General features: G+C 62.2%; 9 protein-coding genes and 1 pseudogene. 3 read left to right on the forward strand and 7 right to left on the reverse strand.

Features of this window, described 5'->3' with window-relative positions; all coding sequences use genetic code 11:
- The 7 genes and pseudogenes from FXF52_RS38390 to FXF52_RS43650 all read right to left on the reverse strand — a co-directional run.
- Window positions 1-1,430 (reverse strand): ATP-binding protein (locus tag FXF52_RS38390; protein WP_148804577.1); only part of this gene is annotated, 1,430 nt, incomplete at its 3' end.
- On the reverse strand, window positions 1,415-3,055 hold the full coding sequence (locus tag FXF52_RS38395; RefSeq protein ID WP_148804578.1) for a DEAD/DEAH box helicase: 1,641 nt from the start codon (window positions 3,053-3,055) through the stop codon (window positions 1,415-1,417). The genes FXF52_RS38395 and FXF52_RS38390, both read right to left, overlap by 16 nt.
- A 145-nt stretch (window positions 3,056-3,200) precedes the next feature.
- Window positions 3,201-4,028 carry a phosphoadenosine phosphosulfate reductase family protein gene (locus FXF52_RS38400; RefSeq protein WP_148804579.1) on the reverse strand — a complete coding sequence of 276 codons (828 nt, stop codon included), beginning with the start codon at window positions 4,026-4,028 and terminating at the stop codon, window positions 3,201-3,203.
- Window positions 4,025-7,447 carry a hypothetical protein gene (locus FXF52_RS38405; protein WP_148804580.1) on the reverse strand — a complete coding sequence of 1,141 codons (3,423 nt, stop codon included), beginning with the start codon at window positions 7,445-7,447 and terminating at the stop codon, window positions 4,025-4,027. The genes FXF52_RS38400 and FXF52_RS38405 overlap by 4 nt, the downstream gene beginning before the upstream one ends.
- A 212-nt stretch (window positions 7,448-7,659) precedes the next feature.
- The gene (locus tag FXF52_RS38410; protein WP_187413967.1) at window positions 7,660-8,712 is read right to left on the reverse strand and encodes a DUF4007 family protein; all 1,053 of its coding nucleotides are present in this window, start codon (window positions 8,710-8,712) and stop codon (window positions 7,660-7,662) included.
- Entirely contained in the window at window positions 8,709-9,905 is a 1,197-nt protein-coding gene (locus tag FXF52_RS38415) for a cysteine desulfurase family protein (RefSeq protein WP_222870912.1), read from the reverse strand. Before FXF52_RS38415 ends, FXF52_RS38410 begins: the two co-directional genes overlap by 4 nt.
- A gap of 514 nt (window positions 9,906-10,419) precedes the next feature.
- Window positions 10,420-10,824, reverse strand: a pseudogene (locus FXF52_RS43650) (hypothetical protein); the annotation flags it as partial.
- A 56-nt stretch (window positions 10,825-10,880) separates the two neighbouring features.
- On the opposite strand from FXF52_RS43650, the gene FXF52_RS44320 reads away from it, so the two are divergent.
- The 3 genes from FXF52_RS44320 to FXF52_RS38435 form a co-directional block, all read left to right on the forward strand.
- Window positions 10,881-11,090, forward strand: a complete 210-nt coding sequence (locus FXF52_RS44320; RefSeq protein WP_148804582.1) for a transposase family protein — start codon at window positions 10,881-10,883, stop codon at window positions 11,088-11,090.
- 108 nt (window positions 11,091-11,198) lie between these two features.
- Entirely contained in the window at window positions 11,199-11,927 is a 729-nt protein-coding gene (locus FXF52_RS38430; protein WP_148804583.1) for an IS3 family transposase, read from the forward strand.
- Window positions 11,928-11,975: 48 nt separating this feature from the next.
- Window positions 11,976-12,269: transposase (locus tag FXF52_RS38435; protein WP_148804584.1), on the forward strand; the 294-nt coding region annotated here is incomplete at its 3' end.

A 12,269-nucleotide genomic window follows, 5' to 3' on the forward strand; every position in this document is an offset into this window, starting at 1 on the left:
TGCTCCGCATAACCCTTATCGATCAGGTCATCATTAACCTTCTGCTTGTCCAGAGGAACGGCGTCTTGAACCGTCGAAAACCCCTCGTCGTGCCGCTCCTTGAATTTTTGGGTGGCCCTGTCCGCTGTTTTGTCTTCATGACGCCGCTGCCTCGGAGTACGCGTGCCTGCTGTCTGCTGCCTCAGCATGTTCCGAATTTTGTTAAGGTGAGTGTGGAGGCGGTTGCACACCTCGATGAGGTGAAGACGGGTGTCGCCTTCAGCCTCCCAATCCTCGCGACGCTCTTTCCAGTCCTGGTCGCGATTTTCGTCCAAGTAGAAAGCCGCCATTTCGCTAAAGTGCGTAGCGGATTGCTTGTTATTGGTCACGCCGAAAACGTCGTCCAGGGCCGGCGGAAAGTCGATCTCGGCGCCCCACCAACGTTCTCGCAAGTCCCTCGTTGCCCAGCTCGTATCAAGCTCGAGCTCGCGGTCAGCCCGAATCACCGACACGCCGACGTTATTGCGGGCATGCTTTCCATATGGCTTCTCGCCCGCGTTGGTGGCGTCATCGAGAACGCGCGCCTCGCTCTTGGCATAGGAAAACCTAATTATGACATCGTGGACCTCCCCATTGAACTCAATGGGAATGCGCTCCTCGCCGGTCTCCCCGTAGGGTTGGAACATGGGTCTGTCATCAAATGGAGTAGGAGTTGAGGACGGAGCACTCAAATACATTGGATCGTTTACTCTGGCCGTCCGATCCATGCTCGCCACGACTGCACCGTTGCGAACGACTGCGAGGCGGATCACCAAGCCGCGGGCAAGGAATTTCCGATAAATCCGACCAACCAGAAACTCAATGTTGTCTAGCGTTGCCTTCGAACCCTTCCAAGTGACCCGATCAAGGTCGCTCCAAAGCACGAGGGTGCCAGATTCTGACCCACCGGCGGTAAGGCTCCACTTACGCCAGGCAGTCGGCAACTCACTCCACTCAGGCTCCGGCACCTCCTGCAGGATTCCGTCTTCTACCTCGCCGATGTCGATGTAAGAGGTGATGGCATTATCCGCGCCCGCCTGCCACGTCCAGATGTCCACCCGGCGACATTGGGAGATCGAGGAATTAGGTACACCCATGCCAAAGCGGCCAATTCCGCTGTGATCTTTGAGGTGCGTCCCATTTCCAAATTGCAACGCCATCGCCAACACGGTGTCGTCCATTCCGACACCGTCGTCAATGACCGCAATTTCCTTTATGCGCCACCGCTCGCGATCCTGCACGAGGACGCGTTCTTCAATTATAAAAACCTCAACTACCCTCGCTCCAGCCTGGACCGCGTTATCGATGATTTCCGCTGCCGCATGCGCCGTGCTCTTGTAGCCCGAGTCCCGCATTGACCGGATCGCAAGTTGCTGCGGGATGATTTCCCGGCCTGCTACTGACGCTGCCATACGTCCTCCCAGTTTCCAAAAGCTTCTGCAACGTCCCCGAATCCGGGCAGCTGCGGATCAATAACAGTAACTACTTCTGCCTTATCGTTGCCACCGGCCAAGGGACCACGGATGGCCCGGCCTACCATCTGGCTAAAGAGCACCAGACTCCGCGTGGGTCGTGCAATCAGTGCAGCGCTAGTGCCAGGCGCGTCAAAGCCCGTTGTTAGGACACCGAAGTTGCATATCGCCATTGCCGCGGGCGCAGCGGACACGTACCGCTGCAGGATGCTTCGTCGCTCGTATTCCCTTGTCGCCCCTGTGACGGCTTCAGCCTGATAGCCCCGAGCCTTCAAGACGGCGGCCATTAGCTCCGCCTGGCCTACGGTGGCGGTAAACAGAATTACTCTACGATGGTTCCGAAGGAGGAGCTCCGCCTCTGCAATAATCTTGAGGTTCCTGGCCTGGTCGCCGGCGAGTCGACTAAGTATTTCCGGGCTTATGTCGGCATCGGTGACGAGGCTGTCGAGATCCTCCTCTGAAAGCTCAAATCCGGGCCGCACGTTAAGCGTCCGGAAAGTCGGCCGAGCTAGGTATCCACTCTCAATTAGGTACGTAACAGGGTTGTCGAAACCCTCGATCTCAAGCCCAACCTTCTTCTTCCCGAAAAAGTCGGCGAGACGCACATCCTCTATAATGTCTGACCAGGTCCGGCCCGGAGTCGCTGTCAGTCCTAGAAGCTTCGCGTCCCGCCGTTTGGTAGCCAGCACATCGAGCATGTCTGCGTATGTTGCTGCGATTGCCTGATGGGCTTCGTCCATCACTGTGAGCGTCGTCCGGTCTGCAATAGTAGGCAGACCATTTTGGTGTCGCCTACTCCATGCGTGCAGCTTTCCAAGGCCGGCGACAACTATTCCGTCCCGGATTCGGAGAGGGTCATCCAGTGTGTTCCCCCAGAATCGACAGATATCCACCTCACGGTTGCCCAGCGAGGACCATGCCTTCACGAACTCGCTTGCGGCCTGTTCAAGCAGCTCCCCGCTGTACGCGAGCCACAGAACAACGGTGGGCTCATGCTCGCGCAGATGTTCGGCTATGACATTCATCGTGGTGCGGGTCTTGCCACCGCCGGTCGGCATGTGTAGAACCAGGCGTCGCGGCGGATTCTCAAGGCCCGAACGGACCTTCCGCGCCGCCGTCCGTTGATGGGGAAAGAGCGGGTATTGAGCCGCGGCCTGCGCCACATGGTTGCCTGCGTGCCGCTCCGCCCGCTCTCCGCTAGCTCCGAAGAACGTGAGCAGCAGTTCCTCCGCACGACTTCCAGCCCTGATGGTGGCTTGCCTCAAAGCTAAGTAAGGGTCCGGATAGTTTGCGATGCCTAATGAACTGCACAGCTCGACGGCCTTTTGGTGCGGAAGCGCACCTATTAGAACTTCCCGGGCTACCGGGTCTGCCAAATAGTCTCGGCTGGTCCGACTCTCGCGAATGAACTGGCGAAGACGGTCGCCACTAAGGATCCCGGGCTCGATGGCGGCCAACAATTCCCGGGCGCTCGGGCTGATGAGGCGACGCAGGGTCTCGTCATCAGTTCTTTCGAGCAACATCCTAAAACCGAAGCCGGGCGGCCTTACCATAGGTCCTCCCATAGTTCCCGCATTGACAGGCGATACAGGTCAACGGAGACCCATCTGCCCTCTGCCTACGCAGGCACAACGGATGAAACTGCAGATCGGCACCGAACATGAATCTCTGAAGCATCATGTTTCTCCGACTCCCGTCGCTGATGCTCGCCTATATGCTGCACACCTGACATGCGGTCGTGTCGTCATCCTCGTCGAGGGCGGCACCGAGAACGTCGATCAGCGGCAGGTTCTTTCGCCTCTTCGCCGCGCGCGCCATCGCGGCTTCGTGCTTCGCGAGGATCTCGTCCCGTCGCTGAAGAAGTAGCGGCAGCGGCTCCCCCGGTGACCAGGTAAAATACCGCCCCTGCATCCCGTACTGGCCGTGGTTCTTTTCGGACTTCTGCTCGTAGGCGACGGCCTGTTCGAACAGGTCCGGGTGGCGCTCGGCGAGTCCGACCCACTCAGCCTTGCGTTGGAAGAAGCAGAAGTAGCAACCGGATCGTGTACGCCACTCGTAGTAGGCTGGAACGCCAACACCGGAGTCTTCGAGGATTTTGAAGACGGCGTCCTTGTCGATTCCATCCTCGCGAAACGGATACCGCACCTCAATGTTCGACTTCGTGGAAAGATAGCCCTCGCGGTAGGGTTCGTCGCTCCTGATTGCAACGTAGGAGATTACTTGCTCGCCACCGAACGATGATGCGATCCAGTCTTCGAGAGGCTTGATCTTCATCATGCGAGTGCACCACCGCATGTTCGCGCTGGGAAGCGCGCCGCGGTACACGTCAAGCCAGTGGTCGAAGTCGCGCCCGGAGTTGAGGCGGTGGATTCGCTTGCCAAAGTAGGCCTCAAGCCTGGCGAGGTATTCGTACGTTTCCGGAAGCTCGGCGCCCGTGTCGCAAAAGAAATACTCGACGTCGGGCAGGCGATCGCGCAGGTAGACCGCGAGGGCTGAAGAATCCTTGCCGCCGGAGAGTCCCATGATGTGACGAGTCATGCCAGCCTTCCGTTCGCCGTAGTGGGCCGCTCTTGAGGTGAAGCACTGTTGATCTCAGTCGGCGCCAGGGCCTCCCCATCGGCCGTCGAGGACGTGCTGCTCGTACCTAGGACGGTTTCTGCGAGCCTGGCTAGGAGCGCTTCGCGGCCTCCAGCGCCGAGTCGAGCCTCAATCTCCGCAAGGGCGCCCCCGGCCACCTCATCGAGATCGCCGAGTGCCTTTGCTTCGATGAGGAGCACTCTGCTGACGTCCTCGCCGTTGGCCAGGGTGATGCCTACGCGCAGCGGAGTCGCGTCCGCTGTGACAACGTTCAACCCTGCCCTATCGAAATGGATCGACTCCACGTGACGCAGCTGGCGGCAGAGACTTGTTGCCCGGGCGCGCGCCGCAGCCAAATCCTCGTCCGTCCAAGACTGGGGCGGCTTGTGCAGCAGGAGCATACCGACGTACTCGGCCCACTCGTCGTCATCGAGTGCGTCATCCACGAGGGCGTGCAGGAACGTCTGCAGATTGGTCTCAAGCGGCGCCGCCTTCACGCCGATAAACCTGGTCTGCAGCGCCTTACGGACCTGGCGACTGTTCCCCTCCGCGCCAAGTTCCGAGCCGATGAGGGCGACCAGCCTGTCCCGCAGCGCGGGATACAATCCGTGAAGCTCGTCCAGCGCGGCAACGACACCGTCGACAAAGGACTCAACGTCATCGGCGCGCGGTGATGATGATTCCCTGCCGAACCCCGGAACCCCGACTGCCTTCGGCAACATTTCGAAGATCAGATCTTCGGGGTCGGAGGCGGAAAAGAGCGCTGAGCGCACCTGATTCGCCTGCTCGCTGAGCATGCGCGTCTTTTGAGCGAAGGGCGGCAGCGCTCGGGCGCGACCCAGAAGAACTCCAGCCACGCCGACCACGGCGCCCACTCGCTGCCCCCGGCCGAATGAGCGTGTTCCCAGAACCTCGCTGAGCCGTCCGGTGACTACGAGACGCATGCCGGATATAGCATACTTTCGTAACCTAAATGATTCTGGGTTGCGAATGAGACGCTCAGCCGCGGGAGTATCAAGACGAGTAAGGAACGTACCATTCTCGTAGATCGCTACGTTGTTTGCAGACTCGATGAGCGCTGCGGTCAGCAGAACCGGAATCGGGCCCTCCTTCAACCCGATAGGGGGGGCTATGAGGCGGGCGTACAGGTCCGCGATCGAGAGGCCGATGTCGGCGGACCCCTCGATAGCGTCAACGATCGCCCGCCAGGCGTGCGTATACCCGAGCCCGGACTTGTCCTCGGCCGGGGGGCCAAACTCCCAATGCCCGGCACGATTTATGCGGTGGATGCCGGTCCGGGCGAGTACCGCCTCATACATGGCACGCTCGGGCCCGTATCCGTCGATCCCGCACCGCGACTCGCCAGGATGCTCGATCATTGCCTCGATCAGGTCACGACGCGCCTTTGCACCTTGGGAAGTAAGCACGCGCCGTGACAGCATCTCGTTACGCACCCGCGGCGTGAGCCGGTACCGCTGATCGCACACGTCAGACAGAACTGCAGAGAGGGTCCGGGGGCCTTTACGTCGCTCGTCGTCACTGTTGACTAGATGTGCGGGAAGTTCGCCCTCATCGCTACAGATGTACCACCGCACCTCATTGGCCCCGACGCCGTAGGCGGCCTCGACGGCAGCATCGAGACGCGCAGCCGCGGCAGCGGCCCGCTCGGCAAGCTCGCGACGAGCGACCCAGTCCACGTCGCCATCCTCCGTGCGCCCTAGAGCGTCCTGATGCGCGGCAAGGTCCCGAGCCGTCTCGACGAGCGCTTTGAGCGAGTCCTCGGCCGCGACGCCCAGAACTACCGGGCGCGATTGCGCGACACGGGCAAGCGCGAGTTGCGCATTTGCGTCGAAGGCCGGGTCAGCGGCGAGTAGCACGAGTCCGTCGTAATCTTGTCCAGTCAATGACGGCGCAATGGCGTTCATGTCGACGAAGTACCGCGCGAATACACGGAGGACCCCGTACTCCTGACTGTGCCGAGCCGCGACGACCGGCACCTGGGGACGGACGCGGTTGAGCACCGCCGCGACAGGCTCAGCGAGGGCCTCCCGACGGGCCAGCTCGATAGCAGACTTCAGGTCGTAGTCACTCCCGGACCATACGCGGTACTCATCGGCAAACTCCCTGTAGGTAAGTAATCCTCGCTCGATCAAGGAATCGAAGATTCTGTCCACTTCGTCCGGCGATTCTGTGCCACCCTGCCCGTCGAGCACTGCAACTCGCACGAGGCTTCGGCTAGCTCGCAGGGGCCCGCCGGCTGCGACGAGGTTCAGCACCCCGACCGTCTTAAGTACCTTCGATTCCGGGTCCGTCAGTCCTGCGATGTCACGTAGCCGTGTTTCGATCTCAATCCAACGGGAAGCATTCGGCGATGCCCCTACCATTGTCGCCGCTGATGCAAGAAAGAAGTCGTAGGCATGGTGCAGGCGCACTGACGGCAACAGTCCATGTGAGGGCAGTGAGGTAGTCGCGATAAACGACGGGACGGCGTGCGCATCTGGGCCAGCAAGGAAGGAGAAGAGAGTGCGTTCGTTCTGCCCGTACCGATTGCAGAGCGCCGGCAGCGCCGCGACCAATGTGGGATGCAGGGGATACATCTCAGCGGGCTCGAGGTGAAGGAGATCGGCTACGCCTATATGGTTGAGTTCACGCTTACACGACTCCGACCAGTCCATGACACCAGGGAGGGTAGTGGTGTGAACGGACGCGATGAGCGCCTGCGTCTCGGCTGCCGTCTCAACGTAGGGGATGTCGACAAATCGTCCCTGAATTTTTGACCATTCACGTCCTCGGGGCCCGCCGACGTCATATTCGGTGAACGCAAGGTGCTGTAGCGTCAGCAGAATAACTGGGTAATGACGCGAGTCCGCGGTCCACTCGGCGATCGACTGCAGCACAAACAAATCGGCGTCTCTGCCACCAGTGGCAACGAACTCCTCGAGGTTCTTTCCAAATTCATCGATGATCAACAGGACCGCGTGCTCGCGCGCGAGCCCGTCGAGCAGGGGCAGGATTTCAAGATCAGGCCCATTCACAGCGTCGCGAATTCGCTTACACGCCCTGGTCGCCTGTTCCGCCTCCGGCATTCGCTCCACTGCACTCTGCAGTGCCCGAAGCAGCGTCTTGCTGACGGGTTCACGCTGGGCAGTCGCCGCGGCACAAACAATCGCGCCTCCTGGCATCGCGGACCGCGCGTGTACAGCTGCCTCGTACAAAGCTGGGTCGATTGCGCTCAGAACCTTGTCGGCGGACTGCTGCGCGAAGCTAGATTGACCAAGGAGTGCGTCGAGGAATAGAGCTAGGCTGGACTTCCCAGTTCCATAGGTGCCTGTAATCGACAACGCACGTCCGGCTGCAGCATCGTTGATGCCGGCAATCACGCGGCGTAGCACCTCGCGAGCCCGCGCCGTCGGAAGATAGTCGCTATTGGGCTGGCCGTGGTCTCGCTCCAGGTTTGCGGAACGGGAGAAGTGCGAGTGAACCTCAACTCTCGAGGCTAACGGCTCCTCAGTATATGTATCCCGCTTGGGGGCGGGTCGAACCGTCTGCAGCGTTACCGCCGCCTTGCCGCTGTGGCTACCATGTACCGCACTCATTTCGCACCACCGGCAGCGCTCAGGGAGACAAGAGCAGCGTCGTTGTAACTGGCTGGCCCGTCGCCGAGGGGCCGCGATAGCTTCATTCGCAAGTTTTCGTAGTACCGAGTAAGGAGCGATTGGGCGAGCTCCGGCAACGACTCGCTCGCCATCACCACAAACTGAGTCGCCCCCGCGGTGGTCAAAAGCTGTCCGATGGCATAGGTGTCCACGACACGGGTCATCGCATCGTTAAGGGCCCTCTCGCTCAGGCCGAACACCTTCCCCGGACTGCCAGGCTCAAAAACGGCGTTCGCCATGCTCACTGTTCGCGCCGCCCCGATTCGAGCCATCCAATCGAGCATTGCAAATGCAATTATTTCCGGAGGCAGTGACGGTTTCGCCCCAAGGAGGAAACGGTACCCTGCTCCAGGCGCCCCGCCACCAGCGCTGCGGCCCGCAGCTCTGCTTCGCTCGATCAGCCCAAGACCCCGAAGCGGGGAGTCAAGCAGGTCGTCCAGACTTGCGCGCCCATGGTCGGCGGCGGCATAGGTTCGCAGCAAACATGAGATGTCCTTGCGGATCGAAGACTCATTGGGCATGACCCACCCGTGGCGGAGGATCTCCTCATTAACCACCCTCACTAGGTCCTCCTCTGTAAACTCCACTGAGGAGAACCGGTTAAACGCGATCCACCAGACTGGCAGCTCGCAGGGCGGGCGCAGCAGCCACCAGTGCAGCAGCCAGAGGGTGCCCGGAGCCTCCATATAGGGGTCCACGCCGTCCACACCGAAAACAGCCTCACCATTTAAGGTCGGGCGCACGGCCGAGTTCCGCCGCTTCCCCGGCGATGCCGCCTCGGCGATAACCTTCGCCGCACCGCCCCAAAACCGGATGGCGCGCACCATGTTCTTGCCTACCCCGAGGCTCACGGTGGCGTCCTCGGCAGTGAATAGATCGGGGTTCTCTTGCGCCCCGATCACCGCCTTGCGAAACCAACCGTACCGAGCGTGGAACGTCTCGTGGCGGGCGAAGACGCGGTGGCATGCGGTGGTCAGGGTGTAAGTCACAGCACATCCGGGGTCGTGAAGGAACGAACGTGGGCAACGGCGTCGGCGAGCATGTCGACCGCAGCGTCGATCTCGGCGTCGCTCGTGGCCCGGGACAGGCTTAGGCGCACGCATTCGCTCGCCGCACTGGCACTCAGACCCATAGCAACAAGGACGTGGCTCGGACGCGGAGTACCGGACGAGCATGCCGAGCCGGTAGAACATGCAAGAGCTGGCAGGCCAGAGAGGACCGCTTCGGCGTCGGCGCCAGCGAACCGTACGTTGAGCGTATTCGGCAGACGAGGAGCTGAACCACCGTTCACCGTCACCGCTTCGATGCGGGTCCGGAGGCCAGCAGCAAGTCGGTCCCGACGAGCAGCCACGCTGGGAGCGTCCGTCAGATATTCGGGCACTAATGTGGCCGCAACTCCGAAGCCGACGATTCCAGCTGTGTTATATGTACCTGCTCGCAACCCACGCTCCTGCCCGCCCCCATGAAGCAGCGGTTCGAGCAGGGAGGATCCACCCGGCACGCGCGCGTGCCGATCGACTAGAAGCGCTCCTACACCACGCGGACCATACATCTTGTGTCCGCTGATCGACATCAGATCAACTTGAAGGTCTGCGAATCCTACCGGTATGCGCCCCGGCGCCTGGGTAGCGTCTGTGTGGACTAATGCACCATGCCGGCGTACCAGAGCAACGACCTCGTCAAGCGGGTGCACGACGCCAGTCTCGTTGTTGGCAAGCATGATCGACACAAGTAGCGTGTCGTCGCTAACGAGCTCGGCGAGCTGATCAAGGTCAACCCGACCATCAGGACAAACCGAGACCTCCAGGACGCGAGCACCACGATCGGCCAAGACCCTGGCGGGCTCCAGGACCGCCGAGTGCTCGGTGGCTCCGACGATGATGGTGCGGCGACGGGTACCCGCCGCTTCGTTGGCCGCCCATAGACCCACCAACGCCAAGTTGTTTGCCTCGGTCGCACCGCTCGTGAACACGACCTCCCTAGGGCTTGTCGCAAGTGCTTCAGCTACTTGCCGGCGTGCCCGCTCGATGGCTGCGGCCGCTGCCTGGCCCAGGGAATGCTGACTCGAGGGATTTCCGATCAAGGTCGTCGCTGCCTCATGGCTAGCCCGAGCGACACGGGAATCGATGACAGTGGTCGCGTTGTGGTCTAGATTGATGACCGAAGTGGGATGCAAGATCACCGCGATCCCCTTTCAACATCTCAAGCGACCGGTAGTAGATCAGAGAGCGCTGACACGGCGGTGGGTGGCAACTAGGCGAGCACCCACCTCATGGCTAGGCCGGGGCAAGCACTCGCAGAGGCGTTGGTATCCACGGCGCGGCTGCTGCAGCTCGTCGTGCTCCTGCGTCCGCATCATGTACATGAAACCGTTCGCCGGCGGTGGCACGCACAACGAGGGATAACTCGTCTGTCCCGAGTGGTGAGTCCACGAGGATGCTGCGGTTGTCGGACCACAGGCCGGTCAACACGGCCCTGATCATCCGCTCCGCTTCCACGGCGGACGGCATCGCCAGCCCAACAAGCATTGAACCCACCTCCCCACTGGCGGCTTCCGGACAGTACCCCCCGAATCCCGCCAGCGGGACCCCCGAGGACTCAGCCGTTCAGCCAGTTCAGCCCGGCTCGTTTGCACTGTCAAGAGCCACGAGAGTTGAATTGGCCCCGCCAGGACCGGCTTGCAGCGAGACCGCGAGCTATGGCCGGCAGTATCCCGTGCACCCTTGCTCGCTCCTTGAGCCCTCATGTGGACTGGCCATCGTCAGCCCTCTACTCGGTAGGCCAAGCACCAGAACTGCCTGGTTGGCTTCCCAGCCGTCAGGGAATTTGACCGGAACGTTCAGGTGGACTGGTTCGGAGGACGGATGGGCATCGAGCAGCTGCGCGATCCGTGATCGGCACCGCGATGCAACCATGACGATGCCGCGACGCCAGCACGCAAAGCCGCCCCGACTCCAGGCGGAATTCCGCCGCGTCCCGGCGTCCCGGCAGCGAGTGTAGAACGATCGCCACGTCATACTCGCGGCCCTGAAGTTGGCAATGTCCACTGTGATGGGCGGTCGCGCATTGCCGAGCTGCGCGCGGATGGCCACGACCTGGTTGGGCCTGACCCGCTTTGACGGACATCTGAGATCAGGAGCCAAAGGGCTTCGGGAGGATGTCAGCATCATGGAGAGCATGGGGTAGGAATCGGGCTCGGCCTCGTCGGTCGTTCACGGCGGAGTTCGAGGCCGAGATCGCGGAGTTGTGCCAGCACGGAGACCGGACGATCGGGCAGGTTGCGAAGGATTTCGACCTGACGGAACCGCGGTGCGGGAGTGGGTCAAGCAAGCCGAGCTCGACGCTGGTGCCCGTAGCGACGGGCTGACCAGTGACGAGCGGGCTGAGCTGGCGCAGCTGCGGCGGGAGAACCGGCGGCTGCGCGAGGACGTCGAGATATTGAAGCGCGGACGGCTTTCCTCGCGAAGGAGACCCGGTGAACGTGTACCCGTTCATCGAGGCGGAGCAGGCCGGCCGGCGCAACGTCAAGCGTGCGTGTGAGCTGATGCAGGTCCCCCGGTCCGCCTACTACCAGCACAGCCGCGGGCAGCAGTCTGAGCGGGAACGCGTCGACCACACACTCAGCCAGAAGATCGTCACGGTGCACGAGGCATCCCGAGGCACGTACGGGGCGCCGCGGATACACGCCGAACTGACCGCGGCGGGGCATCGGCACGGCCGCAAGCGCATCGCCTGGCTAATGCGCAGAGCAGGGCTGGCCGGTCGCTGCCCGCGCCGGTGGCGGACCACCACCATCCCAGACCCGGCCGCGCCACAGCGCCCGGACCTGGTGAATCGGGACTTCGGCACTGACCCGGCCGCCGTCGATACCCGCTGGTGCGGGGACATCACCAACATCAACACGTGGGAAGGCTGGCTGTATCTGGCCACCGTCATCGACCTGGCCTCCCGCCGGGTCGTCGGGTGGGCGGTCGCCGACCATCTGCGCACCGACCTGGTCGACGCCGCTTTCTCACCGACGCCCTCGTCCGGCGCCGGCCCGCCTCCGGGCTGGTCTTCCACTCCGATCGCGGGCAATACACCAGTGCCCAGCACGCCCGCCTCCCGGCACGCCACGGCGTGCGGCTATCGGTGGGCCGGCGCGGGCGGTGCTGGGACAACGAGCAGCTGGCGCTTATCTAACGACCTTGTGCACGGTCGTTAGGGCGCGTCTCATTTGGATGTTCGTTGGGCTCGCGCATGATCTCTTTCCGTGCATGACGCGATGGTCCGTACGTGGGCGCCGGATGATCTGTGGGAGATCGCGGAGCCGTTGATTCCGCCCGCGCCGGTTCGGAGGCAGGGTGGCGGTCGGCGGCGGGTCGACGACCGGGCGGTCCTGGCAGCGATCGTGTACGTGACCCAGGCGGGTTGTTCCTGGTGGAAGCTGCCTGAGGCGTTGTTCGGGGTGACCCGGGCGACCGCTCACCGTAGGTTCAGTCAGTGGACTGCGGCCGGGTTCTGGCTGCGGCTGCACGAGGCGACCCTGGACCGGCTGGGCAGCGAT

The organism is Micromonospora sp. MP36 (genome assembly GCF_008119785.1).
GTDB lineage: Bacteria > Actinomycetota > Actinomycetes > Mycobacteriales > Micromonosporaceae > Micromonospora.

Excerpts from the sequence above, each read along its gene's own strand:
- FXF52_RS44320 (WP_148804582.1), top strand. The coding sequence starts at position 10,881 with ATGTCAGCATCATGGAGAGCATGGGGTAGGAATCGGGCTCGGCCTCGT.
- FXF52_RS38395 (WP_148804578.1), bottom strand. The coding sequence starts at position 3,055 with ATGGGAGGACCTATGGTAAGGCCGCCCGGCTTCGGTTTTAGGATGTTG.
- FXF52_RS38400 (WP_148804579.1), bottom strand. The coding sequence starts at position 4,028 with ATGACTCGTCACATCATGGGACTCTCCGGCGGCAAGGATTCTTCAGCC.